We start from the raw sequence: 23,344 nt of genomic DNA, 5'->3' as shown, positions 1-23,344 counted from the left end.
AGACTTTTGACCAGCAAACCTATATGGAGGAGGGCTTTCCTCCCGACACCAAGCCTGCGGCTATGGTGCGGGCCTCCAGCCCGAAAATTTGGTGATTCTAGAGGGGGGATCCGCCCCCTTTTTTCCTTTAGGGCTGCAGATAGAGGCGGTGCTGCCGGATGTAGTGCTCCACAGCAGGGGGCACCAGGTAGCGGATAGACCTTCCCTTTTGGATTTGCTGTCGCAGGTAGGTGGAAGAGAGCGTCAGGGTAGGGGCTTCCAGGATTTGGGCTTGGATGGGCAGCTTTGCGGCCACCGCCTGCAGCACCTGGGCGGCATCGCCGGCATCCACCCGTGGGGCAACAATCCAATGGCAGAGGCGGGCCAGTTCTTCCGCTTGATACCACTGGGGCAGGTCCCGCAGAGCATCCACGCCGATGATCCAGTACCACTGGGTATTGGGTTGCTCCTGGATGAGAGTGCGCAGTGTCTCGATGGTGTAGGAGCGCCCCGAACGGCGGATCTCCAGCTCTGAGCAGGCGAAGCGCTCGTGGTCGGCAATGGCCAGCTTGACCATCGCCAAGCGGTCGGCTTTGCTGGCGCCAGGGGCCAGAGGCTTGTGGGGGGGATCCCCGGCGGGCATCCACAGCACCTGATCCAGGTCAAACTGCCAAAGAGCTTGTTCTGCCATGATCAAATGGCCGTGGTGTACAGGGTTGAAGGTTCCACCCAGAATGGCAATGCGGCGGTGCTTCATGGCTGCTGGCTCAGGTAGGTGATGGCATCCCGCAGCCAGTCTTCCGTTGGGCGGGGGTGAGTGGGCAGAGCTTGCAAGGCAGCCTGAATTTCCTGAGTGCTGTAGCCCAGGGCCAGTAAGGCCATTTCCACCTCTTCTCGGATGGGCATGGGCGGCCCTCCGGCCAAGGGTTGATCCGCAACTCCCACCCCCTGTCGCCAGTGGGCCAGCTTGGTTTTCAGCTCCAGGGCCAGCCGTTGGGCCGTTTTATGGCCTACCCCCGGCGTGAGGGAGAGCAGGCGCACGTTTTCGGTCACCACCGCCTGCACCAGCTCCGGCAGGCTGAAGGTATTCAGCAGGGCCAAGCCCAAAGCCGGCCCCACCCCCGAGACTTTGATGAGTTCCACAAACAAGTCCCGCTCGGCTGGCGAGCCAAACCCGTACAACACCAGCTCAGTCTCTCGCACCACCAAATGGGTGAACACCCGGACGGGCTCCCCCACTGCAGGCAGTTGCTTGAGAAAACGTCCTGGGGCCTTGACGCGATAGCCGATCCCCTGCACCTCAACGGTGAGGCTGCTGCGCTCTCCCCATTCGATGGCCACAAGGTGGCCGCTTAAAAACGCGATCATGCTGCGAGTTTAATCTGGGTTTGGGATGCTCTGCTCGACTGGAGCTCCAAAGTCGGCCAAGCAATCTAAAGTCCTTGCCAAAGGCTGCTTCCCTACAAGGCTATTTCACAGACCATTTCTCTACCTGTAGACTGTTCCCCATCCAGCTCTGTATTCTCCCTCATCCATGCCGATTCGCCCTTTTCCCATCGGCCAATGGCTTTGGATCCTGTTCTCGCTGGGGGTGCTGCTCTTTCTCCATCTTCCTCTGCTGGTGATCGTCCTTTATGCCTTCAGCCCCGATGAGGCGACCTTGCGCTTCCCTTTGCCGGGGCTGACCTGGCATTGGTTTGCCGTGGCCTGGGGGCGGGCCGATATTTGGCGGGCCTTGTTTTTGTCTTTGCGGGTGGCTGTGCTGGCTACCGGAGTGGCGGTGGTGCTGGGATCCCTGGCGGCAGCAGCAGTCTATCGCAGCCGATTTTTTGGCCGCGAGACGATCTCGTTTTTGGTGTTGCTGCCCATCGCCTTGCCGGGCATTGTCTCCAGGATCGCCTTGCGCTCGGCGATCCATTTGCTGCATATCCCTTTCAGCTTTTGGACAATTGTTATCGGCCATGCCACCTTTTGCCTGGTGGTGGTGTACAACAACGTGCTGGCCCGGTTTCGCCGCATGGGACGCTCTCAACTGGAGGCTTCTGCCGACTTGGGGGCCAATCCTCTGCAAACCTTTCGGTACATCCTTCTGCCCGAACTGGCCTCGGCCCTATTGGCGGTATCCCTGCTGGCGTTTGCCCTGTCTTTCGATGAAATCATCGTCACCACCTTCACCGCCGGCCAGCAGCAAACCTTGCCGATTTGGGTGTTCAGCCAGCTAACCAAGCCTCGGCAGCGCCCGGTGATCAGCGTGGTGGCCCTGGGGGTGATCGGCCTGACGGTGCTCCCCATTTGGCTGACCCATCATTGGACTCAAGAGAAAACCTCAACTCGCTGATGGCTCTTTCCAGCCTCATGCAAGGTTTGCACTTGGAGGGATCCCTAAGTATTGGCCGGAGTCGCTGTAACAGCAAGGAAACGCTGGCCCTGGTTGATCGCAGAGCCCTTGTGAGAAAATGTAACAAGCATTTCATTTGTGAAAATTGAGGTATCTATGGCTGTCACTCGTGCCGGACGCGCCCCTCTCGTGCGGGGCAGCAGCGAGGGAAATCCTGCCAAGTTCATGGAAATGGCCAGCTCTTTGCTCAGCACCCGCACCCGCCAAGGCAGCGGCAAAAAGGTTCAGGATCGCTCTTCCTACGGCAAAGCGGGCAACCCGCAAGAGTTCATGCAGATGGCCAGCGAATTGCGCCGATCCCTGGAGCAGCAGGGGCGGTAGCCGATCTTGTCCACCGTCAAACCTAGGCCCTCCCCGTCCAGTTGCCTAAGCTGGACGGTTTTCTTGCTGCTCCTCTCAAGCCAGAGGCGGCCAATCGCTTCTGAGGCCACTCACCTACAGTTGGATCCCGTTACAGGCCCAACTTCGAGTCCAGAGCTCCGCCCTTGAGCTTCTGTGCAATGAGCCGGCAGAAGAGCAGCATGTCAGGATGGGAAAAGTGCTCATCGGGGCGCTCTTGCCGGTGGACGTGATTGAGGCCAAGACGACATGAAAAACAAAGGCTTTTGGCTGGCCGGGATCCTGGGGGTAATCTTGGATCAGGCGACCAAGCACTGGGCAGTGGAACGGCTGCTGCCGGGGCCAGAGCTTGAGCTGTGGCCAGGGGTGTTTCACCTCACCTACGTGGAGAATACCGGCGCTGCTTGGAGCCTGTTTGAAGATTCGGCAGAGCTCTTGAAGTGGATCTCGCTGGGGGTGGCGCTGGCGTTGGCGCTGCTGGCCATTCGCGGCGGGATCCTGGGCCGATGGGAACAGGCCGGCTATGGCTTGGTGTGGGCAGGAGCGGTGGGGAACGGCATCGACCGCTTCGTCAACGGCTATGTGGTGGATTTTTTCAATTTGATCTGGATTCGCTTTCCGGTATTCAACGTGGCGGATGTGGCCATCAACCTTGGGGTGGCCTGTCTGCTGATTGGTCTGCTACAGGACAACTCGAAGAAAACGGGATCGACTTCCGCCTCGCCCTGCCTGGAGAAAAAGCCCGGTCGCGACAGCACCCACTTTAAGGATTGACGAGCCGATGAACAGCCTTCAGGGATCCCTTGGGATGCTCAGGCCTTTGGCCAGGGGGATCCCCGGTCAGCTGCAAGGACTCCGTCCGCCTATTGCAAACGGCTGGCTTGCTGGGCCACCTGGCAGAAGCGCTCGACATCTGCGGGCAAAGTGTTAAAAGCTGTCACCAGGCGGATTAAGTGGTGACCTTCCCCCAGCCAGCGGTAAAACCGAAACCCCGCCTGCTCCAGGGCCTGGAGAACCGGCTCCGGCAGCTCGATAAAAACCTCATTGGCCTCGGTAGGATACACCAACTTGGCTCCCGGCAGGGATCCCAGTCCCTGCGCCAACCGTTGGGCCATTGCGTTGGCATGGCGGGCATTGCGCAGCCACACCCCATCCTGGAGATAGGCCTGCAATTGGGCAGACAAAAAGCGCATCTTCGAGAGCAGATGGCCACTGCGCTTGCGGCGAAACTCAAAATCGCCCACCTGATTTGGATGAAAAAACACCACCGCTTCCGCAGCCCAGGCCCCATTTTTGGTGGCCCCAAAGGACAGCACATCCACCCCCGCTTTCCAGGTCATCTCGGCAGGGGTGCAACCCAAACCAACCAGGGCATTGGCAAAGCGGGCCCCATCCATATGCACCTTAAGGCCAAAGTGATGGGCCAAATCCGCCAGGGATCCAAGCTGCTCCAAGGAGTAGAGGGTGCCAGCCTCAGTGGCTTGCGTCAGGCTGAGGCAGGCAGGCTGCACGTGATGAACCACCCCAAACCCCGCCCGCTCCAGGGCTGCTTTTAAGTTGCCCCAGTCAATACGGCCTTGCTCTCCGGGGATCCCCACCAACTTGGCCCCACCTGTAAACAGCTCTGGCGCTCCACATTCGTCCAGATTGATGTGGGCCTCGGGATGGCAATAAATCGCCCCGTAGGGCGGGGTGAGCACCGAAAGGGCCAAGGCGTTGGCAGCAGATCCCGTTGCCACCGGAAACACCGCCACTTCATGCTCAAAGATCTCGGCAAAGAGCCTCTGCACCTGCGCTGTGCATTCGTCTCCTCCATAGGGCATGGCGGATCCCCGGTTGAGGGCCAACAGGGCTTCCATCACCTCAGGACAAGCGCCTGTAACATTGTCGCTGCAAAAGTTCATGGCATGGACAACCCAAGGGATCTCGCCGAGGAAGGGTTAGGGCCGGCTTACTTCGCGCCAACCCAACCGGGATCCTCCAAAGTATCCCAGTCCCGACCTGCCTCTCCCTCGACCGCTTGCAATGGCGGGACAGAGTCCTTTTGGGGATGGGAAGGCGGCTCAGGCTGGTCGCGATAGCGGGACGGAGTCCTTTCGCAATAGCGGGATGGGGTCTTTGCACTCCACCACAACCCCAAAGCAGGCCCCAACCCCAACAACAGGCCCAGCCCCGCCGGCGCAACAATGCCGGAGCCCAGGCTCATCAACAGGGCAAAAGCAAAATTAGCTACATAGAGCACCAGCGGCCCCACCAACTGGCGGCGGTCAAGGATGGGTTGATCCTCGCCCCACAGCAGATTGGCCACCGTCATGAAGGCAGCCCCAGTCAGCATCCAACCACCGAAGTTTTGCAGCGGCATACCGAAGAAGGGCCCCGGCTGAAACCACGTCCAAAACGGGATCAAGCCGCGGGTCATGGCCGGATCCAGCACGAAGTCCCAGGCGGTGAGCAGCAGGGCCCCCAACATGATGGCCTCGAAGTGGATCAACCAGTGGCGCTGGGTTTGCAGAGCCACACGCGCCAACAAATAGGACGACAACCCCACATAAAACCAAGACAGAGGGATGGTAAAAGGCACCAACCCGGCAATCTTATAGCCCAGCCCACTCAGGTAGCCGTAGTTGCCAAAGGGGATCCCAGTGCTGGTGCCCAACAGCTCACTGCCCAAGGAAATGCCCACCGCCGGGATCAAAAACATCAATAGGCGCCGCACCCCCAACAGCCGGGATCCCATCAGAGCTGCTGCCAGCGCGCCGAACACCATGTAGGCCACGCCGCCGTTGCCCATGCTCAAGGAGAAGGCTTGAAGGCCAATGGGGGGCAAACTGGCCACCCACTCGGGATGCGGTACAACCCAGAGCAACCCTGCCAACCCAAAAAGCAAAGACAGAATGTGTAAACCCAGAGCCAAAGCTTCCAGCCGCCGCCAAATCGAGCCGGATAGGGGCAGAACGCTCTGCCCATGGAAAGGCAGGCCGACGAGAACACCAGAGGACGAGAACCAACGCATGAGAAACTCCCGAAGAGTGGTTAAGCGAAGCCGCTCTGTCTCCTTGCAACCCATACGGCGGCTGAGGGAAAAAGCGGATGGCCCCAAGAGAGAGCCCGAAGCCAAGAACAAGCCCGCTTGCTTGCAGGCCGGCCTACTTGGGATGGCCCTCTGGGCAGGGATGTCACCACCGCTAACGGTGACACTGCTGATATTTTGCTGTCTATTGTATCAATTCGTAAACATATCGCCCGTTTTTCCTCAGGTCTCCTCCCCGTCTTCGCCGCAGGGATCCCGGGTGGGGGTGTACGCCCAGTTGGCTCGTGCTGTGGAGCGCCAGGACTGGGTGCAAGCCCTGCGGCTGGTGGATCTCTTACGAGAGCACACGGAAGATCCCGCCCAGCGTCAGGATCTGGAAGACTATCGGCTGGAGCTGGAAAAATATCGTTCTGCTTATGGGGATCCGCCGCCGCCCCAGTGGCCGTTTTTGCACAAGCCCTTTGTTGGGGAATTTCCTGTCACCAACCTCTTCGACCATGACTTGCCTTTGGGGGAGAGGGATGGCAACAGACGGTTTGTGAGTGGGCAAGGCCAAGTTTGGATCCCTGGCCCGCTGCACCCCTGTGGCAAAAGCGATGGCCATGCCGGTTATGACTGGGAGATGCCGGTGGGCACCCCGATCCTGGCCGCTGCCGCAGGACGGGTCACCGTGGCCCGTGAGGAGCCGGAGTTTTTTTGCCCCAGCTTGGGCCGACCGGTCAGGGGGTTGCGGGTGCGCCTTTTGCACGAGCCAGAACTCTCGGAGGGGGAGAGAACAGACGGGAGAGCACTTCCCCGCTGGGAGACCCTCTACGCCCACCTCAGTCAAATCGGGGTGCAGGAGGGGCAAGTGGTGGCCGCAGGAGCAGTCATCGGCCTATCGGGAGACAGCGGCTGTGCCAGCGGGCCCCATCTTCATTTCGAGGTACGTCGCTTCGACAACACCAACTCCGGCCAACCAGCTGCCGTCGATCCCTATGGGTGGTTTGGGTCTGGCCTGGATCCCTGGAGCATTCATCCCCTTGGGGCCGAAAGCCTGTTCCTTTGGCAGGTGGGACAAGCCCCCAGTTTGGGAGCTTGCTGGCAAGGGCAGCGATAGCCGAGACGGACATCCGCTCTGGGCGAGACCTCGCTGACAAAGATGGATATTGACAGGCAGATTCACAACAGTCACAACAGATGATGGACTTATAGATCTCGACGGACAAAGCCATCCCCCTCCCATTGGTAGAGGGTAGCCCTCAAGTCACGGCTGGCATCGGGCGGGCTTGAGATGACCAGGATCCCTTGCGGGCTGACCCGCAGGCTGGCATTGCTCAGATCCGTCACGCTCAGCAGTGGCACAAGTCCCTCAGGCCGGTGTTCCAAGACCAAGACAGAGCGCAGCAGGCTGATGCCCCCTCGCTCGGTGAGGAGCACCAACTTGGGCTGTGGGCTGGAGGTAATGTCCGTGCGCAGGTGAGCCTCCACCAACCGCCCTGGGATCGGCTCAGCCGTGTGGAGCAGACGAAAGCTATACCCCCCCTGATGCTCGAAGCTGAGAACGCGCACCACCGGCTCTACGGTGGGCTGCCGCTGAATCTGAAACACAGCCACCACATCCTGGCGAGATGGAGAGGTTAGGCTGGCCGGGAACAGGCGCAGGTTTTCACCGCGATTGCCGCGAATAAAATCCCACCAAATGGATTGATTGAATAAAGCCACAACCCCACCTCGAGCAGCGCCGCCCTCAGAAGGAACCGGCAGCAGCGGAAGCACAGGCTGGGGATAGGCAGGAACAGCAGCAACCGGTAGAGTGGCAGCCAAGGCCGCTCCCCAGGCTATTCGACCACAGGAATACAGCAGTTTCCGCATATTTCCTCACTCCTCGCCCCTAAAATTCTAAAGGACTCCAAGGTTCTCCCAGTCAACCAAACAGCCGGGATACAGGGATCCCTTTTATGTCGAACGCAACCTCGATCTCACCTTGATCTCGCCTGGCAATGGGCTACCAAGTTAGGGTGAAAAGCCTGGAGCTTCCTCTGTAGCCAACAAAGTCGGCTTGGAACGACGCCCCGCCAATTGGAAAGGATCCCCCAGGAGCAAGGGGCAGCCCCCCCCGACGGAGGGCTCTATTTTTCGGCAGCCAAAAACAATTGGGCCCGCCAAAAGCAGGCAATGGACTTGCTGTCCAAATCCATTCCCAAACGGGACATTTCTGTAAGCTCAGAAGCAGAAAACTCCACTACGGTAATATCTTCATCCTCATCCTTATCGGGAGGGGAATCCAGCACTTCCAGCTCCCGCGCCAAATAGGCATACATAATCTCGCTGGAATAGCCGGGGCACAAATAAAATTGGCCAAGGGGATCCCAGCGATGGGCACGCAGGCCCGTTTCTTCTTCCAGCTCGCGGCGAATGGTGTCATCGGGATGCTCCCCTGGCTCGACCGTGCCTGCCGGGAATTCGTAAAGATAGGAAGCGACCGCAAAGCGATATTGACGAATGCAGACGAACTTGCCTGCTGCAGTTACAGGCACGGCCACCACCCCCCCGGGATGGATGAGGTACTCCCGCTCCCCCTCTTTGCCGTTGGGAAAACGCAAACGCTGGCTGACGAAGGTGTATTTGTGGCCTTGATAGCGGAGGCGCTCACGAATCACCTGAGATGGGTTTTGCATGGCAAGGGATCCCGAGAGTAGAGCCGCTCTCAGCTTAATGGTTTTCGGCGCTGTTGCAACCGGGCAATCCAGAGGGATCCACACGCCCTTGGGATCCCGTGTCTGGGGTAGAGTCAGGAAAAGCACAAAAGTTGCAGGCCATGATTTACCCTCCCTTGAAGGAGTTTCTTGCCCTCACCAAGCAGGGCAACTTTATCCCGGTGTACCAGGAATGGGTGGCGGATTTGGAAACGCCGGTTTCTGCCTGGTATCGGGTTTGTGCTGGCCAGCCCTACAACTTTCTCCTGGAGTCGGTGGAGGGGGGGGAGCAGGTAGCCCGCTACAGCTTCCTGGGCTGCGACCCCCTGTGGGTATTGGAAATACGGGGAGATCAAGCCCTACAGCGCTACCGCGATGGCCGACAGGAGCACCACCAAGGGGATCCCTTTGCCATCTTGGCCCGCTGCTTGCAGCCCTATGAGCCGGTGCATTTGCCGGAATTGCCCAGCAGCATCGGCGGCCTATTTGGCTACTGGGGCTACGAGCTGATTCGCTGGATTGAGCCCAAGGTGCCCATCCACCCCCTGCAGCCGGGGGATCCCCCTGATGCCGTTTTGATGCAGGTGGACAGCATCCTGCTCTTTGACCAGGTGAAGCGCAAGATCTGGGTGGTGGCCTTCGCCGATACCCGTCACCACGCTGCCGAGGAAGCCTATGCCCAAGCCTGCCGGCGGGTGGAAAAGCTGATGCAGCAGCTCAGCGCTCCTCTTTCCCTGGCCCATCTGCACCTCAACTGGAAGCCCCACCTGTCGGAAAGGACTCCGTCCCGCTGGCGCGAACAAATCCCCCCCAGCACCCTGAGCCGCCCAGCCTACTGCCAAGCCGTGGAACAGGCTAAGGACTACATCCGCGCCGGAGATATCTTCCAGGTAGTGCTCTCGCAGCGGTTTACCGTCTCCCTTGCCGGGGATCCCTTTCGCCTCTACCGCTCGTTGCGGCTGATTAACCCTTCCCCTTATATGGCGTTTTTGCAGTTTGGGGATCTCTGCCTCATCGGCTCCAGCCCAGAGGTGATGGTCAAACTCAGCCGCGTGGGGGAAGACCGCATCGCCACTGTGCGCCCCATTGCCGGCACCCGCCCCCGTGGCACCACCCCTCTGGAAGACCGGCAGCTGGAGCAAGAGCTGTTGGCAGATCCCAAAGAACGGGCCGAACATGTGATGTTGGTGGATCTGGCCCGCAACGACCTGGGACGGGTCTGCCAACTGGGATCTGTGCAGGTGGACGACCTGATGCAGATCGAGCGCTACAGCCATGTGATGCACATTGTCAGCAACGTGGTGGGGCGGCTGGATCCCCAGTACAGCGCCTGGGATCTGCTGCGGGCCACCTTCCCCGCCGGAACCGTTACGGGTGCCCCCAAAATCCGCGCCATGCAGATTATTCATGAGCTGGAAGGATGCCGCCGCGGGCCCTATGCCGGCGCCTATGGCTACTACGACTTTTCCGGCCAACTGAACACCGCCATCACCATCCGCACTCTGCTGGTTCATCAGGGCCAGGTGAGCTTGCAGGCCGGGGCAGGTATTGTAGCCGACTCGGATCCGGAGCGGGAATATCAAGAATGTCTGAACAAAGCGCGGGGCATGTTAATGGCTGTGGCCAGTTTGCAGGAGACCTAGCCGATGTTGGCCCAGTTGCGCTTCAGCCCTGCGGTTCGCGTCAGCGGGACGGAGTCCTTACAGGAGCTCCAGCAGCCGGATCCAGAGACCGTAGAGCAGGCTTTTGAACTGTTTTCCACAGAGGGCTATCTGGTGTTGCCGGAGATCTTTCCCCCCGAGCTCATCGACAAGTTGCACAGCAGCTTTCTGGCCACCTACAGCCGCTACTGCACCCACGAAAACCACGCCGATGCCCTGTTAGTGGGCAATAGACGGGTGATGGTAACGGTTCGCCTGGAGGGCCCCTTCAACGATCCCCTCATCTATGCCCATCCTCTGATCTTGCCCATCCTGAAGCGGATTTTGGGGCCGGAGTTGATCTTGAGCGGGCTGGGGGCGGTGGTCTCTCTGCCGGGATCCGCCGATCAACAAGTTCACCGGGATCTGTCTCATCTGTTTGGCGACGAGACCTTGGATGCGATCATTCCTTGCTATGCCCTGAATTTGCTCATTCCTCTGGTGGAGGTCAACGAAGAGAACGGCATGACCCGTCTCTGGCCCGGCAGCCATGCGGTCTTCGATGCCCACTATACCGAGCTGGCCCAGCAGATGCCCTTTGTCGATCCGCCCCTGGCCAAGGGATCCTGCCTCCTGTTTGACTACCGCCTGATTCACCTGGGTCGGGCCAATCGCTCCCCTGCCCCCCGTCCCCTTCTCTACAACACCTACAGCCGCGCTTGGTTTCGGGATCCTGTCAACTACACTCGGCAACCTCCCCTGGTGATCCCGGCCCAAGAGAAAGAGCGGATCCCAGCGGAGCACCAAAACCTATTCGTGACGGCACAGATTGTGTAGATGGCCCGGAACTGCGAGCTGACCGGCCAAGACTTCCCAAGCGCTCCGCGCCATCCGCCTTTGTCCTTCTGGGAGGGGAGAGTGTGGAATTGCAACAGACCGTTTCGGAGCGACTGGATAACGACCCTGACTTTAAACTTTCTGACTCTTTCCTCTTGTTTGAGCAATCCGGCTAGGATGTCTCAGAATGGGGGTGGTTATCCCCGTTATTGCAGTTTGATTGCGCATCCCACCATGAGCGAAAAGATCCCTCAAGATCCCTCCTCGCCGGAAATGGCGGCTGAGATGGCCTTTGCTGCAGAGCCCAGTTTAGAGGAGGTAGGAGCTACTGCGGAAGAAACCACCCCAGACTCGGATCCCGGCAAGGGATCCCCTGGCACCGGCGGGTCGAATGCGCAGCGTGTCCGCCAACTGCTGGGCATGAAAGGGGCAGAGGTGGAGTCTCGCTCCATTTGGCAGTTGCACCTGCAGCTGATGAAACCGGTTACCTGGATCCCTTTGGTGTGGGGTCTGATTCCGGGGGCGGCATCTTCCGGTCACTTCACCTGGACTTGGGAGAATGTGGCTCTCATTTTGGTGGGCATGATCCTGGCAGGCCCCCTGATGACGGGCTATACCCAAACGGTGAACGAATACTACGACCGCGAGATCGACGCCATCAACGAGCCCTACCGCCCCATTCCCTCCGGCGCTATTTCTCTGCAGCGGGTGGTTATCCAAATCTGGGTGCTGCTGATCTTGGGGTTGGGCTTGGCCTATGCTCTGGACTGGTACACCGGCCATGACTTCCCGGTGATCACCTGCATTGCGCTGGCAGGAGCCCTGATTGCCTACATCTACTCGGCGCCGCCCCTGAAGCTCAAGCGCAACGGCTGGCTGGGCAACTACGCCCTGGGCGCCAGCTACATCGCCCTGCCCTGGTGGACGGGTCACGCCTTGTTTGGCGAGCTGAACTGGACGGTCTGCATCCTGACGCTGATCTACAGCTTGGCCGGGCTGGGGATTGCTGTGGTCAACGATTTCAAAAGCATCGAAGGGGACAGGCAGTTTGGCTTGGCCTCTTTGCCGGTGATGTTTGGGGCGATGGGGGCCGCTTGGATCTCGGCGCTGATGATCGACCTGTTCCAGTTCGGCATGGCCTCGTTTTTGCTGGGGGCGGGCCTAAAACTTTACGCGGCCCTTTTGGTGCTGCTGATCATCCCGCAAATAACCTTCCAAGATATGTACCTGCTGCGGGATCCTTTGAACAACGATGTGAAATACCAAGCCAGCGCGCAGCCCTTTTTGGTGTTGGGCATGTTGGTGGTCGGGCTGGCGTTGGGCCGCTCGGGGCTGTGGTAGTCGAGCCGACGGCAAAGTGCCCATCTTGGCAACAGAGGTGACGGCTTCCGCCCTGGGTTAGGCCCGACATCTGGGCCAAGATCAAGATCAAGTCAAGATCAAGATCAAGTTAAGTTGAGCCAGGGATCCATCCCCTGCAAGGATCGTTGGCGGATCCCTGGAAGCTGTTATGGCCCTGGGCCAAAGGAGATATCCAATGAAGCTGTTGTTTCCCCTCCAACTCGGCCTAAGCCTGGCTTTGCTCTTGGGGCCGCTGGCCGTCTCTCCCGCCCAAGCGCAGCGGATCGTCATCGACGGGCGGGGGATCGTGGTAGAACCCAGCACAGGTGGCTCGGTGATCCTCAATCCCGACCAGCCGGTCTTTTCTCCAATCTTGCCCTCTGCAGTTCCTTTTTCCATCGATGAAGAAGGCAAGATCGTCTCTGCCCCTGGCTACCGCTGCAGTGCGGCTACTGCTGCCGACAACTCCCCCATCATCTGTCGCTCCCAGTTCAACCGCAACGACGTGGTGGTGTATGAGCGGGACGGCCGATCCAACACCTTCCTTGTGAACATCGACAACACGGTGACCCGGCCCTCCGGCAGTGGGCTGCGGATTTTGCCCAGCTCTGAACCGGTGACTCCCTCGGGTAGCGGCCTGCGCATCATCCTAGACTGAGGGCAGGGATCCCTTCATCTCTTGTCGAGTTGTGAGCGCAGCATCTGCTCTGCCTCCGCAGGCTGGAGAGGTTTGGCGAAGAAATAGCCCTGGCCATACTCGCAGTTCAACAGCCTCATTGGTGCAGTCGCTGTAGGGTTTCGATCCCCTCGGCAGTGACATCCATTCCCAGGCTGCGGGCCAAGGTGATGATCAGGCAATGGTCTCGGCATTTTCTTCATTCGGCCCCCAGCGCGAGATGAAGGAGTGATCGATTTTCAGGCCATTTTTTCAGGCCATTGATGAGGTAATCCTGCAGGCCCCTGAGAGAGGAGTAGCCTGGGCCGAAGATCAAAACCCCCGCAATTGCGCCAGTTGCTCTGCCGCTAGAAACCGTAGCCTATTTTGCGGTCTAAGGAGATCTTTCGGTGCTGGGGTGGTATTGTTGCCGTCTTTCTTCCAATTCCATCAGGATCTGCTGATGACGCTGCCGGGTGATTGGGTAGAACCACACCAGCAAGATCCCGCCGATCAAAGCCACTCCCGGTAAGGGGCCAATGGCAACGCGAATGGCCAACAAAGCCGATTCCGGCTGGATGGGCAGGGCCTCTCCGGCCACCGAAGGCACGAAGCCGGCCCAATCCAGAGCTTGCCCCACGAAAAACAGCCCCAGTGCCAAGCCCACCTTTTGTAAGAACACCATAAAAGCGTAGAAGATCCCCTCCCGCCGCTCCCCGGTTTGCAGCTCATCCAGGTCGATCACATCCGGCAACATCGACCAAGGGCCGAGATAGGCTGTAGCAGAAACCCCAATGCCGGCCAACAGAGCCAGCCCAATCATGATCCCCTGCTGCCCGGGCTGGAGAAAAAACAGGCCTGCCTGCGAGATCAGCCAAAACCCCGCCCCAATGAGGTACATGGTGCGCTTGTCCAGATGGGTGCTCAGTTGGGTCCAACCGAACAGCGTCAGCACTGCGATCCCCTGTACCGCCAGTACCACCAAGGAAATCCACACCTCCGGCAGGCCCATCCAGAAGACGATGAAATAAGGGATGATTGTGGCTGTGAACTGAAACGCTAGCCAAGAACATAGGTAGATGCCGCTGACAAACAGGTAGGGGCGGTTGCTGAAGGCCACCCGCAGTTGTTGAACCAGGGGCATGGGATCCCGTTGGGATGGATACCGTTCTCGCACCCCCCAAAAACAGATCAGCAAGGGCACAGCCGAGATCACTCCAAAACAGGCTCCAGCCAGCAGATGGCCGGCAGCCCGATCCGGCAGCAGGTTGACCAAGAGCGGAAAGGTAACCACCGCAACCATGCTGCCCCCTACAGAGAAGGCAAAGCGGAATTGGTTGAGCTGGGTGCGCTCGTCGTAATCCTGGGTCAGCTCCGCTGTCAGGGAGGCGTAGGGAATATTGGCCGCAGAGTAGAAGGTATTGAACAAGAGCGACACCGCCAGGTAGTAGGCAAACAGGGGGCCAATCCGACCGGGAAAAGGGATCCACCACTGGGCCAGGAACGTGAGGCCGAAGGGGAGGGCTGCAAACAGCAGCCAGGGGCGGCGACGGCCCCAACGGGTGCGGGTGCGGTCGCTGAGAATGCCGATGATGGGATCGTTGATGGCATCCCAAAAGCGAGTGATGGCGTAGATGCTGCCGGCTAGGCCTGCCGACATGCCAACGGTATTGGTGAGAAAGGGCAGCAGGAAAAAGATGAGGATGTTGGCCGTCATGCCTGTGCCCAGATCCCCCACCCCATAGGCCAGCTTCGTCCACAAACTGAGTCGCTGTCTGGTCATCATGTCCCCCTGGAATGCCAGGATTCCAGTGTAGGGGGTAGGTGGAGATTTCTTTTTTGGGGATCCCTGGAAAAGCTGATCAAAATTCAGGGTCTTCTCCCAGTTCCCGTAGCCGCTGGGCCAGTCGTTCGGCTCGGGAGCGTTCCAATTCTGCCCGCTGCCGTTCCAATTCAGCCCGTTGCCGTTCCAATTCAGCCCGCTGCCGTTCTAGTTCAGCTCCCGTAGGCAACAATTGCCCTGCCCTATCATACCAGCGCACCCAAAAGCGTTCTCGCCCCTCGTAGGATCCCCACCACCGACCGATACTCAAGTCCAAATCGGGCAACAGAATTGGGGGATGTTCTCCAGCGCCTGAGCCGGGGAGCAGCTCATAGTGTCCGCCCTGGAGTTGATAAACATTCAGCTCATCGGTCTCTAGCTCGAAGGTGACGTAGTAGGGGATCCGCAGCCGCCTTTCGTAGAGCTGGAATTTGGCTTGTCCGGGTTTTTCTTCCCCCTGGTCGTTGCAGATGATCTCCAAGATGAGAATAGGCAAGATATTCCCTTCATCCCAAACCACATAACTTTTGCGGGCAGTGCCATCCCGCCAACGGGGAACCCCCAGCACCAGAAACAAATCTGGAACAATGACCTGCCGGGGTAGGGCGTAGTAAAGGCCCATATTGCAAGCCACAAAAAAGTCTTGCCGATCTGACCAGTGCAGCAGCAGCGGTTCCCGGAGGAGGGGGTATTGGCGGCCTTGATCCTCGTTGTCCAAGGGGGTGTCGTCTGTATCAGGCAAGTCGTGCTGGGTGGGCCAGCGATAGGGGGCGATGGTCATGGCCAGGCAGGAGCAGTATGCCTCCACTGTAGCGAATGGGTTAGGACTGCATTTGGCTCATGGCTTCCAGATCCAGCACCTTGGCCACCTGTTCCGGGGTCATCAAGTTGCGCTCTAAGACAATTTGCCGAATGGGCTGGCCGGTTTCCAAAGAAGCCTTGGCCACTTCTGCAGCTTGCAAATAGCCGATGTAGGGGTTGAGGGCGGTCACCAAAGCCAGCGTCCCTTCTGCGTAGCTACGGCAGCGCTCCGGTTTGGGGGTGATGCCTTGAATACAGCGCTCGGCAAAGACCCGCAGGCTGCTGTTCAGAATCTGCAGGCTGTGCAGGAGGTCATAGGCAATCAGGGGCATCATCACGTTCAGCTCAAATTGCCCCGCTTGGGCTGCGAGGGTGATGGCGGTATCCAGCCCAATCACCTGGAAACAGACCATGTTCAACATCTCGGCTATCACCGGGTTGTACTTGCCAGGCATGATGGAAGAGCCGGGCTGCACCGGCGGCAGTTGGATCTCCTTCAGGCCGGTCTTGGGGCCAGAATCCATCAGCCGCAGGTCGTTGGCCAGCTTGATGCCATCTTGGGCCAGGTTGCGCAGGGATCCCGACAGATGCACAAAGGGGGCCATGCTCTGCATCGCCGCCATGGGGTGGGGAGCAGGGGTGAGGGGCAACTGGGTATACTCTGCCAGCCGTTGCACCACCTTTTGCCGGTACTGGGGATGAGTGTTGAGGCCGGTGCCGACGGCGCTTCCCCCCAGCCCCAAGCTGCACAGGGCCTGGCTGGCCTCCTCAATCCAGCGACGGTGTTGGGCAAAGATGGCCGCGTAGGCGCCGAAGCTATCCCCCAGCCGCACTGGCACCGCATCCTGCAAATGGGTGCGACCGGCCTTGAGGATGCCGCGAAACTCTTGGGCCTTCTGCTCCAGCGCCGCTACCAAATTGTCCAGCGTGCCCAGAAAATCCCGTCGCACCCGCAGCAGGGCAGCCAGACGAATGGCGGTGGGGATGACATCGTTGGTGGACTGGCCGTAGTTGACATGGTCGTTGGGGCTGACCCGCTCGTAGCGGCCCTTGGGCTCCCCCAGGATCTCCAGAGCGCGGTTGGCCAGCACTTCGTTGACGTTCATGTGGTGGGAGGTGCCCGCCCCCGCCTGGTACACATCCACCACAAATTGATCCCGCAGGGATCCCTGGAGGATCTCATCCGCCGCTTGGACAATCGCCTTGGCCACCTCTGCCGGAATGCACCCCAGCTCGCCGTTGACCTCCGCCGCCGCCTTTTTAATCAGCACGCAGGCCTCCACATACTCTGGCAGGGGCTTGAGGCCGCTGATGGGGAAGTTCTCCAGGGCACGGGCGGTCTGGATGCCGTAGTAAACCGACTGGGGTAGTTGCCGCTCCCCCATTGAGTCTCGTTCGCTGCGCACCTCAGCCAAGGCTTTTCCTCCCCCGTTCGCGGATCCTTGGGCTAGCTTCCGGCAGCCTTCTCTGAGGGTGTCTCGACGGCTGCAGATAAGTTTTGTAAAGTAGCCTGCAACTGCTGGCTGAGGCGCTCGTTGTTCTCTGCCAAGACCAACACCATGGCCGCACAGGCCAGATGCACCCCCGCTCGAAATTCTGCCGAAGACTTGTACTGGATCAGCGCTTCGCTATCCCCTTCCCGCGGGCTGAGGATGAGCTGAACCGACTTTTGGGCCAACTCTGTCAGTTCCCGTTCCGTTAAACCGAGCTGCACCGCTTCTGCCCTCCCTGCTGGCCGACAAACAACCTTTGATCCCATCAGGATCGCCACTTTGGTATCCTACCGCGGTTGTTGCCCCAATCTGGCAGGATCCCCAAGTGAGCGGGCCTTGACAACGCTTGACGGCTCTAGAAAGAGACGGAAAATGCCGGTTAGTATAGGTGCAGCCTGCCTTGGCCTGCGGGCCAGTGGCCGACTTTGATTGGAGAGTCCAAACTCAGGGTTCGGCACTGCTCCGAAGGGGGCTAGTCCTACTTAGCATTTGTCTTGTGTTGTTATTTCGTTGAGAGAGGAAAACTTGACCGTAGAGCGTCCACCTGACCGCTTCCCCCGCAAGCAGCGCGCAGAGCTGCCGGCTATCAACGAGCGCATCCGCTTCCCCAAAATCCGCCTTATCGATACCGACGGCACTCAGTTGGGGATCATGAGCCCGCGCGAAGCCCTGCGCCTGGCAGAAGAAAAAGATCTGGACTTGGTCTTGGTGAGCGAAAAGGCCGACCCGCCCGTCTGCCGCATCATGGACTACGGCAAGTTCAAGTTTGAGAAGGAGAAGAAAGAACGGGAGGCCCGCAAGAAGCAACACACTGCCGAGATCAAGGAAGTGAAGTTTCGCTACAACATCGGCGAGCACGACTACAACGTGCGCCTGCGCAGCGCCCAACAGTTCTTGGGGGATGGAGACAAGGTGAAAGCCACGGTGATGTTCCGCGGTCGTGAGGCCCAGCACGCCGAGTTGGGGGAAGAATTGCTGCACCGCTTGTTCAAAGACTTACAAGAAGTGGCGGAAATGCAGCAGCCCCCCCAAAAGGAAGGGCGAAACATCACGATGATTCTCTCTCCCAAAAAATCGGTCTGAGGAGGGATCCCACCCATGCCCCTTGCCGTTGGGGATCCGGCTCCGGAGTTCACCCTGCCCGATGCCGAGGGCAATCCCATCAGCTTGAGCCAGTTGCGGGGACAGCGGGTGGTGCTCTATTTTTACCCGCGGGACAACACCCCCGGCTGCACCCAAGAAGCCTGCGGCTTTCGGGATGCCTACGCTGACTATCAAGCCCACGGCATCGCCATCTTGGGGGTGAGCGCCGACGATGCCCGTTCCCACCAAAAATTTGCCCAGAAGCTGCAACTGCCCTTCCCCCTGTTGGTGGATGAGGGGGCCAAGGTGGCCAGGGCTTACGGGGTCTATGGGCCGAAAAAGTTCATGGGCAAAGAGTACAACGGCATTCACCGCACCACTTTTGTTATTGATCCGGAGGGGAAGATCGAGGCCGTTATCACCAAGGTCAAGGTGGAAACCCACGCAGCGGAGCTGCTCAAGCAGTTGACCGGCTCTTAGGCTTTCCGGTGGGAGTTCGGCAGACCTGCTGCTGGGCTCGTTGTTCTGGAACCTGAGCCAAGACGGGAACGAAAAGAGCAAAAAAAGATGTAAAGTGCCGGTATTGATTCCTCGTGGGCTAGGGCCGTGTCCCGACGCAGCCGTACCCTCAAGTCGATTCACGACAGCTACCAAATGTTGGGTTTGGCCGGCCAAGGGCAGTACGGGCGTGTATTCTGTGCCCGTCCCCGTCAAGGAGGAGACCTGGTGGCCCTGAAGGAGCTGCCGGCGGAGCGCTTTCCCACCCAAAATCTGCTGCGGGAGCTGCGCCATCTGCTCACCCTCAACCACCCCAACATTACCCGCTGCTACGCCCTCGAACATGCCCGCGAAGGTCGCTACCTGGTGTTGGAGTACTGCGAGGGAGGCACGCTGCGGGAGCTGATCGACCAGGTGGAGCAAGGGCTGTGGCTGCCGGTCAAGCAGGTTTTGGGCTTTGTGGATCAGATTTTGGCCGGGTTAGATCATGCCCACCGGCAGGGGGTGATCCACTGCGATGTCAAGCCCGAGAACATCCTGCTCAAGCCCACGCCCCAGGGCTGGCAACTGAAGTTGACGGATTTTGGCATCGCCCGTCGCCTGCAGCCTGCTGCCGGCGAGATCACCGCCACCGGATCCCCTGCCTACATGGCCCCGGAGCGGTTTTATGGCCAGTTCAGTCCCGCTTCCGATCTCTACGCGGTGGGGATCATCCTGGTGGAGCTGCTGACGGGCCGACGGCCTTTTTCCGGATCTCCCGGCCAGTTGATGCACGCCCACCTCAACCAGCCGTTTGTCTGTCCAGAAGGGATCCCTGCCCCGCTGCGGGAGGTGCTGGAGATAGCCCTACGCAAGTTGCCCTTGCGGCGGTTCCGCACTGCTGCCCAAATGCGGTCGGCTTTGGCGGTGGTTGCCCAAGAGTGGCAAGAGCCGGCCAGTTGTTGGGTTGGCCCTCGCCTGCCCAGATGGCCGCCCCCTGGGGTACAGGTTTGGGATCTGCCGGATCTGGGCTCTGTTGACACTGGCGGGATGGAGTTCCTGGCCGAGCAAAAGTTCTGCATCTGCGAGGATCCCAGCGGCTCCAGATCCCCGCTGCTGTTGCGGGTGACCCCCCAGAGGCTGGAATGGCTGGAGCTCCAGAACCTTGCCCTGGGATCCCCTGCTTTGGCCCGTTTTTCCCTGGACGAGCCAATTCGGGCGGTGCTGCCCTTGAACACCTTCCCGGAAGCCCTGGCCTTCTCCCGAAGCAGCCTTTTGCACCTCAGCCCCAGCCGCATCCGCACCTTGCTCAGCTTTGAGGAGGATTGGCAGGCCACCTGGCTGGCAGAGCGACAGGAGCTGGTCTGGGCCACCGCCCAAGAGTTGGGGGCCGTACAATGGCAGCCGGCCACGTCGACAGGAACACAGCCTTTCCCCGATTCCCGCTGCTATTTTCGTTGGCCTTGGCAGGGATCCCTGTCCCGCTTGCTGGCCCTCTCGGAGCATCTGGTTTTGTTGACAGGTGTGGGGCAGCAGTGGGTGGAGATGAGCCTCTTGCCCTATCCCAAGGGACACCATCCCACTGTCGCGACCGGCTGGTCTCTGCAGACGGGATCCCAGCCCATTCGCTATCGCCTGCCCTTGGATCCCCAAGGGGGGGTGATCAGCTTGGGAGAACGGTTGCTCTTTGCGGCAACAGATGAGGGAAGGGAAGGCCAGCAAGGTTGCTGCCCCTATCTCCACTCGGTGCAGGTGAATCCGCTGCGGGTGCGCCGCTGGTTCTTGAAAGGGCAACCTGTCCAGATGGCCAAGGCCCCTTGGGGCGTGCTGCTGCTGTGTCGAGAGGGCGAGCAATCCACTTCCCTCTGGCTGTACAGTGAAAAAGGGGATCCCTTGGCCCAAGTAGCTGTGCCTAACGGCTCACAGGTGTTGCAGGTGGGCCAAAGGGGCAAGATTTGGCTGCAGGTGCCCAAAGCAGAGAAATCTCACCTGTCTCAGCTTTGGCAATTGGATCTGAACTGCTTGCCGGTGAGTGGACAGCCTTCCCAGGTGATGCTGTGCGACCCAGCGATCTAGAGTTTCGCCAAGGACTCCGTCCCGCTGTCGCGACCGGACTCGGCCAGAACCGCTATCAGCCCTTAAGATCAAGTTTGAAGATCAAGTTTGGCCAGATGCCCGGCCAGCTCTGCTGGGCTGTGGACCAGGGGAGTGGTGATCTGTCCAGCCTGTTGGAGAACAAGCATGAGTCAGTATCTGCCGGAACCTGCTGCTGTGGAGGAGGATCCCAGCTTGTTGGTAGAGCGGCTGCGCCGCAAAGAGGGCCGGTGGCTGGATTGGGCCAAGGCCTGTCAAGCTTTGCAACGACAGAAAATGACTCCCCAGGCCATCTTCGAGGCAACCGGGTTTGAGCCCATTCACCAAAACCAGATCCTTGTTGCGGCCCAGGTTTACGAAGGGATGGCCAAAGCAGGAGCCAGCCCAGAAGTTCTGGGGCATTTTGCCCATAAAGGCAGCGATATCCTCTACGAGTTGCGCATTCTCTCCCCACAGGATCGGGTTCGGGTGGCGGAATTCATCTTCAGTCGCCATTTGCATGCCGCTGATGCTCACGAGATCGCCCGCGCCGTGAAAAATTATGCCCAGCTCCAGCAGCTCCCGGAAGGGTTTACGGATCACCCCGGCGATGCGGTGGCCTATCAAGCCTGGCGGACGGCCCAGCAAACCCGCGATCTGCAGGAGCGAACTCGGGCTATCGGTCGAGCGTTTCAGTATGTCCACAGTGATACAGCCCGCCGACAGGTGGAGCAGCTCTTGTCCACGATTGCCACCAGCTCCCGCCCCCAACGCAGCGTTTTGCCCAAGCTGTCGGTGTTTCGCCTGGAAGAAGATCTGCCGCGCCTGCTGCCGGTGGCCGGATCCCTGCCTCTTGCAACTGCCGCCTGGGAAGGGATCCCCTCCAGCCAGCCCCAAGGGCCCTTTGGCTGGGTCAACAGCCCGGCGGAGCAGACTTGGATGGCCTTGCCTGCTTGGCCAGTGATTCAAAAGGCCGGGGATCCGGTGATCCTTCAGGTGGAAAACCGGCTTTTGGGATCCCTGTTGGGTTTGCCGGTGCCTGCCGGTGAAGAACAGGATCCGGTTTTGCTGGTGGTCGATCGCGCCGCTCGGGTTTGGGAGGGAGCTCAGATGGCGGGATTTTTCCTGGTGGATCGGGCCGGATCCCTGGCGGTGGAGTGGATAGAAGACTCGCCCTCCTCTCCCCTGCTGGGCCAGGTGCTGATGGCCGTGCGCCCCCCGCGGGTTTTCGATGAGGTGCTGGCTCAGGATCCCTGGCAGTTGGAAGAATAGGCGTTGGGATCCCGCCGTTGTAGCCATTCGTGCTAGTGGTGCAGAGCACCGCGCCTGGACTCGCCCCCATGGCCTCACCCATGGCCTCAATTGAGCAAGGCCAAGTTATCCCGGTGGACGGCAGTATCAACCCCTTCGTAGCCCAGGATGCGGGGAATCTCGGCGGTTTTTTTGCCCTTAATCTGCCGCAGCTCCTCGGCGCTGTAGTTCACCAGGCCCCGCGCCACCTCCTGGCCGCTGGGATCGCACAGGCGCACGGCAGCCCCCGCCTCAAACTCCCCAGAAATGGCTGTGATCCCTGCCGGCAACAGCGAGCGCCCTTGCTCGCACACCGCTCGTACCGCCCCCTCATCCAAAGTCAAAGATCCCTCGGGGATGAGGCCGTAGGCAATCCATCGCTTGCGGGCGCTGGCGGGCTGAGGAGCCGGATCAAAGCGGGTGCCGATGGCCTCGCCGGTCAGAATTGCCGGGATCTGCTCAGGCCGTTTGCCATTGGTGATCACCACCGTTACCCCTGCAGCTGTAGCAATTTGAGCAGCGGTCAGTTTGGTGGCCATGCCGCCGGTGCCCCAGCCGCTTTTCCCCTGGGCTTCGGCCTTCACCTGTAGCGGGATCCCGGGCAACACCCGCTCAATGGGCTGGGCAGAGGGATCTCGGTTGGGGTCAGCCGAATAGAGCTTGTCCACATCGGTGAGCAGGATAAGCCACTTGGCCTGCACCATGCTGGCCACTAACGCCGAAAGCGAGTCGTTATCGCCGAATTTCAGCTCCTCCACTGCCACCGTGTCGTTTTCATTGACGATGGGAATAACCCCCATCTGCAGCAGTTGGGCAAAAGTGCGATTGGCGTTCACGTAGCGGCTGCGCTCCACCAGATCGCCGCGGGTGAGCAGCACTTGGGCAATTGGCTGGTTCAGAGCCGAGAAGAGGTCATCGTAAAGGCGGATCAACCGCCCCTGTCCCACCGCAGCCACCGCCTGCTTCTCGGCAATAGCCGTCGGTCGTTGCCGCCAGCCAAGGCGAGCACAGCCCACCCCCACCGCCCCAGAGGAGACCAAGATCACCGCATACCCCTGCCTGCGCAGGTGGGTCAGCACCTCCACCAGCGGCCCCAACACCGAAAGACGCAACAAGCCGGTCTGAGTATCTGTCAGGCTGGAGGTGCCGATCTTCACCACCACCGTCACGTCTGTTGTTGCCATCGCCGCTCTCAACCCATCCTCCCACCCCTCTATTCACCATAGCGCCACCATAGCGGAGTCAAGACGCAGCTGTATTGACCAAAAGGCGCGGCAAGCCCCGTCCTTCAGGGCAGGGAAGGATAGCGCCGACCGTAGCCGACGCCCTTTAAAAACGCAGTGCCGGCCATGTGAATATCGTTGTCATCACGCATAGGCCAAGAATACGATTGAGCGGTGCAACGAC

Annotated in this window: 23 protein-coding genes; 12 read left to right on the top strand and 11 right to left on the bottom strand. The window is 59.8% G+C overall.

Annotated features, from left to right (window positions below; translation table 11 throughout):
• Positions 1–127 precede the first annotated feature (127 nt).
• Positions 128–736: a nicotinate-nucleotide adenylyltransferase gene (nadD, locus tag ACVWXZ_RS12735; RefSeq protein ID WP_414400725.1), complete on the bottom strand. Its 609-nt coding sequence runs from the start codon at positions 734–736 to the stop codon at positions 128–130.
• On the bottom strand, positions 733–1,347 hold the full coding sequence (ruvA, locus tag ACVWXZ_RS12730; protein WP_414357260.1) for a Holliday junction branch migration protein RuvA: 615 nt from the start codon (positions 1,345–1,347) through the stop codon (positions 733–735). The genes nadD and ruvA overlap by 4 nt, the downstream gene beginning before the upstream one ends.
• Before the next feature lie 166 nt (positions 1,348–1,513).
• Here ruvA and ACVWXZ_RS12725 point away from each other — a divergent pair, with 166 nt between their 5' ends.
• From ACVWXZ_RS12725 to lspA, 3 genes are all read left to right on the top strand, one after another.
• Complete coding sequence (locus tag ACVWXZ_RS12725; RefSeq protein ID WP_457482594.1) at positions 1,514–2,317, top strand: ABC transporter permease; 804 nt, start codon at positions 1,514–1,516, stop codon at positions 2,315–2,317.
• A gap of 156 nt (positions 2,318–2,473) precedes the next feature.
• On the top strand, positions 2,474–2,698 hold the full coding sequence (locus ACVWXZ_RS12720; protein ID WP_414357256.1) for a hypothetical protein: 225 nt from the start codon (positions 2,474–2,476) through the stop codon (positions 2,696–2,698).
• Positions 2,699–2,965: 267 nt separating this feature from the next.
• Positions 2,966–3,490 carry a signal peptidase II gene (lspA, locus tag ACVWXZ_RS12715; protein ID WP_457402954.1) on the top strand — a complete coding sequence of 175 codons (525 nt, stop codon included), beginning with the start codon at positions 2,966–2,968 and terminating at the stop codon, positions 3,488–3,490.
• 89 nt (positions 3,491–3,579) lie between these two features.
• Here the strand turns inward: lspA and ACVWXZ_RS12710 are convergent, their stop codons facing one another.
• Positions 3,580–4,620: a threonine aldolase family protein gene (locus tag ACVWXZ_RS12710; protein WP_457402956.1), complete on the bottom strand. Its 1,041-nt coding sequence runs from the start codon at positions 4,618–4,620 to the stop codon at positions 3,580–3,582.
• A 47-nt stretch (positions 4,621–4,667) separates the two neighbouring features.
• Positions 4,668–5,729 (bottom strand): gamma-carotene 1'-hydroxylase CruF, encoded by a 1,062-nt coding sequence (gene cruF, locus ACVWXZ_RS12705; protein ID WP_457402957.1) that lies wholly within the window; start codon positions 5,727–5,729, stop codon positions 4,668–4,670.
• A 277-nt stretch (positions 5,730–6,006) separates the two neighbouring features.
• On the opposite strand from cruF, the gene ACVWXZ_RS12700 reads away from it, so the two are divergent.
• Entirely contained in the window at positions 6,007–6,846 is an 840-nt protein-coding gene (locus ACVWXZ_RS12700) for a M23 family metallopeptidase (protein ID WP_457402959.1), read from the top strand.
• A gap of 89 nt (positions 6,847–6,935) precedes the next feature.
• On the opposite strand, the gene ACVWXZ_RS12695 is transcribed toward ACVWXZ_RS12700, so the two are convergent.
• Positions 6,936–7,601: a hypothetical protein gene (locus tag ACVWXZ_RS12695; RefSeq protein WP_457402960.1), complete on the bottom strand. Its 666-nt coding sequence runs from the start codon at positions 7,599–7,601 to the stop codon at positions 6,936–6,938.
• Between the two features lie 257 nt (positions 7,602–7,858).
• Positions 7,859–8,407 (bottom strand): NUDIX hydrolase, encoded by a 549-nt coding sequence (locus ACVWXZ_RS12690; RefSeq protein WP_457402962.1) that lies wholly within the window; start codon positions 8,405–8,407, stop codon positions 7,859–7,861.
• A gap of 140 nt (positions 8,408–8,547) precedes the next feature.
• Here ACVWXZ_RS12690 and trpE point away from each other — a divergent pair, with 140 nt between their 5' ends.
• The 4 genes from trpE (at position 8,548) to ACVWXZ_RS12670 (ending at position 12,901) form a co-directional block, all read left to right on the top strand.
• On the top strand, positions 8,548–10,068 hold the full coding sequence (gene trpE, locus ACVWXZ_RS12685) for an anthranilate synthase component I (RefSeq protein ID WP_457482593.1): 1,521 nt from the start codon (positions 8,548–8,550) through the stop codon (positions 10,066–10,068).
• A 3-nt stretch (positions 10,069–10,071) separates the two neighbouring features.
• The gene (locus ACVWXZ_RS12680; protein WP_457482592.1) at positions 10,072–10,902 is read left to right on the top strand and encodes a phytanoyl-CoA dioxygenase family protein; all 831 of its coding nucleotides are present in this window, start codon (positions 10,072–10,074) and stop codon (positions 10,900–10,902) included.
• A 234-nt stretch (positions 10,903–11,136) separates the two neighbouring features.
• Positions 11,137–12,243 carry a chlorophyll synthase ChlG gene (gene chlG, locus ACVWXZ_RS12675; protein WP_457402968.1) on the top strand — a complete coding sequence of 369 codons (1,107 nt, stop codon included), beginning with the start codon at positions 11,137–11,139 and terminating at the stop codon, positions 12,241–12,243.
• Positions 12,244–12,439: 196 nt separating this feature from the next.
• A complete protein-coding gene (locus tag ACVWXZ_RS12670; RefSeq protein WP_457482591.1) occupies positions 12,440–12,901 on the top strand; it encodes a hypothetical protein in 462 nt (153 codons plus the stop codon).
• 391 nt (positions 12,902–13,292) lie between these two features.
• On the opposite strand, the gene ACVWXZ_RS12665 is transcribed toward ACVWXZ_RS12670, so the two are convergent.
• The 4 genes from ACVWXZ_RS12665 to ACVWXZ_RS12650 all read right to left on the bottom strand — a co-directional run bounded on the left by ACVWXZ_RS12665 (position 13,293) and on the right by ACVWXZ_RS12650 (position 17,280).
• Complete coding sequence (locus ACVWXZ_RS12665) at positions 13,293–14,681, bottom strand: MFS transporter (protein ID WP_011432179.1); 1,389 nt, start codon at positions 14,679–14,681, stop codon at positions 13,293–13,295.
• Between the two features lie 79 nt (positions 14,682–14,760).
• A complete protein-coding gene (locus tag ACVWXZ_RS12660; protein ID WP_011432178.1) occupies positions 14,761–15,501 on the bottom strand; it encodes a Uma2 family endonuclease in 741 nt (246 codons plus the stop codon).
• 40 nt (positions 15,502–15,541) lie between these two features.
• Entirely contained in the window at positions 15,542–16,927 is a 1,386-nt protein-coding gene (locus ACVWXZ_RS12655; RefSeq protein WP_457402982.1) for an aspartate ammonia-lyase, read from the bottom strand.
• A 41-nt stretch (positions 16,928–16,968) separates the two neighbouring features.
• Positions 16,969–17,280 carry a hypothetical protein gene (locus tag ACVWXZ_RS12650; RefSeq protein ID WP_011432176.1) on the bottom strand — a complete coding sequence of 104 codons (312 nt, stop codon included), beginning with the start codon at positions 17,278–17,280 and terminating at the stop codon, positions 16,969–16,971.
• 310 nt (positions 17,281–17,590) lie between these two features.
• Between ACVWXZ_RS12650 and infC the strand changes: the two genes are divergently transcribed.
• The 4 genes from infC (at position 17,591) to raf1 (ending at position 21,919) form a co-directional block, all read left to right on the top strand.
• Complete coding sequence (gene infC / locus ACVWXZ_RS12645; protein WP_457388865.1) at positions 17,591–18,097, top strand: translation initiation factor IF-3; 507 nt, start codon at positions 17,591–17,593, stop codon at positions 18,095–18,097.
• A gap of 15 nt (positions 18,098–18,112) precedes the next feature.
• Positions 18,113–18,577: a thioredoxin-dependent thiol peroxidase gene (gene bcp / locus ACVWXZ_RS12640; RefSeq protein WP_011432174.1), complete on the top strand. Its 465-nt coding sequence runs from the start codon at positions 18,113–18,115 to the stop codon at positions 18,575–18,577.
• 126 nt (positions 18,578–18,703) lie between these two features.
• The gene (locus ACVWXZ_RS12635; protein ID WP_457402970.1) at positions 18,704–20,650 is read left to right on the top strand and encodes a serine/threonine-protein kinase; all 1,947 of its coding nucleotides are present in this window, start codon (positions 18,704–18,706) and stop codon (positions 20,648–20,650) included.
• 165 nt (positions 20,651–20,815) lie between these two features.
• Positions 20,816–21,919: a RuBisCO accumulation factor 1 gene (raf1, locus tag ACVWXZ_RS12630; RefSeq protein ID WP_457482590.1), complete on the top strand. Its 1,104-nt coding sequence runs from the start codon at positions 20,816–20,818 to the stop codon at positions 21,917–21,919.
• Positions 21,920–22,005: 86 nt separating this feature from the next.
• Here the strand turns inward: raf1 and proB are convergent, their stop codons facing one another.
• Entirely contained in the window at positions 22,006–23,121 is a 1,116-nt protein-coding gene (gene proB / locus ACVWXZ_RS12625) for a glutamate 5-kinase (RefSeq protein WP_457444957.1), read from the bottom strand.
• Positions 23,122–23,344 lie beyond the last annotated feature (223 nt).

Source organism: Thermostichus sp. MS-CIW-38, from assembly GCF_054058415.1.
The sequence above is the reverse complement of the archived record's forward strand: the minus strand, read 5'-3'. Positions and strand labels throughout refer to the sequence as shown.

What these genes read in the sequence shown, in the direction of transcription:
- nadD (WP_414400725.1), bottom strand. Translation starts at nt 736, where the DNA reads ATGAAGCACCGCCGCATTGCCATTCTGGGTGGAACCTTCAACCCTGTA.
- ruvA (WP_414357260.1), bottom strand. Translation starts at nt 1,347, where the DNA reads ATGATCGCGTTTTTAAGCGGCCACCTTGTGGCCATCGAATGGGGAGAG.
- ACVWXZ_RS12725 (WP_457482594.1), top strand. Translation starts at nt 1,514, where the DNA reads ATGCCGATTCGCCCTTTTCCCATCGGCCAATGGCTTTGGATCCTGTTC.
- ACVWXZ_RS12720 (WP_414357256.1), top strand. Translation starts at nt 2,474, where the DNA reads ATGGCTGTCACTCGTGCCGGACGCGCCCCTCTCGTGCGGGGCAGCAGC.
- lspA (WP_457402954.1), top strand. Translation starts at nt 2,966, where the DNA reads ATGAAAAACAAAGGCTTTTGGCTGGCCGGGATCCTGGGGGTAATCTTG.
- ACVWXZ_RS12710 (WP_457402956.1), bottom strand. Translation starts at nt 4,620, where the DNA reads ATGAACTTTTGCAGCGACAATGTTACAGGCGCTTGTCCTGAGGTGATG.
- cruF (WP_457402957.1), bottom strand. Translation starts at nt 5,729, where the DNA reads ATGCGTTGGTTCTCGTCCTCTGGTGTTCTCGTCGGCCTGCCTTTCCAT.
- ACVWXZ_RS12695 (WP_457402960.1), bottom strand. Translation starts at nt 7,601, where the DNA reads ATGCGGAAACTGCTGTATTCCTGTGGTCGAATAGCCTGGGGAGCGGCC.
- ACVWXZ_RS12690 (WP_457402962.1), bottom strand. Translation starts at nt 8,407, where the DNA reads ATGCAAAACCCATCTCAGGTGATTCGTGAGCGCCTCCGCTATCAAGGC.
- trpE (WP_457482593.1), top strand. Translation starts at nt 8,548, where the DNA reads ATGATTTACCCTCCCTTGAAGGAGTTTCTTGCCCTCACCAAGCAGGGC.
- ACVWXZ_RS12680 (WP_457482592.1), top strand. Translation starts at nt 10,072, where the DNA reads ATGTTGGCCCAGTTGCGCTTCAGCCCTGCGGTTCGCGTCAGCGGGACG.
- chlG (WP_457402968.1), top strand. Translation starts at nt 11,137, where the DNA reads ATGAGCGAAAAGATCCCTCAAGATCCCTCCTCGCCGGAAATGGCGGCT.
- ACVWXZ_RS12670 (WP_457482591.1), top strand. Translation starts at nt 12,440, where the DNA reads ATGAAGCTGTTGTTTCCCCTCCAACTCGGCCTAAGCCTGGCTTTGCTC.
- ACVWXZ_RS12665 (WP_011432179.1), bottom strand. Translation starts at nt 14,681, where the DNA reads ATGACCAGACAGCGACTCAGTTTGTGGACGAAGCTGGCCTATGGGGTG.
- ACVWXZ_RS12660 (WP_011432178.1), bottom strand. Translation starts at nt 15,501, where the DNA reads ATGACCATCGCCCCCTATCGCTGGCCCACCCAGCACGACTTGCCTGAT.
- ACVWXZ_RS12650 (WP_011432176.1), bottom strand. Translation starts at nt 17,280, where the DNA reads ATGGGATCAAAGGTTGTTTGTCGGCCAGCAGGGAGGGCAGAAGCGGTG.
- bcp (WP_011432174.1), top strand. Translation starts at nt 18,113, where the DNA reads ATGCCCCTTGCCGTTGGGGATCCGGCTCCGGAGTTCACCCTGCCCGAT.
- raf1 (WP_457482590.1), top strand. Translation starts at nt 20,816, where the DNA reads ATGAGTCAGTATCTGCCGGAACCTGCTGCTGTGGAGGAGGATCCCAGC.
- proB (WP_457444957.1), bottom strand. Translation starts at nt 23,121, where the DNA reads ATGGCAACAACAGACGTGACGGTGGTGGTGAAGATCGGCACCTCCAGC.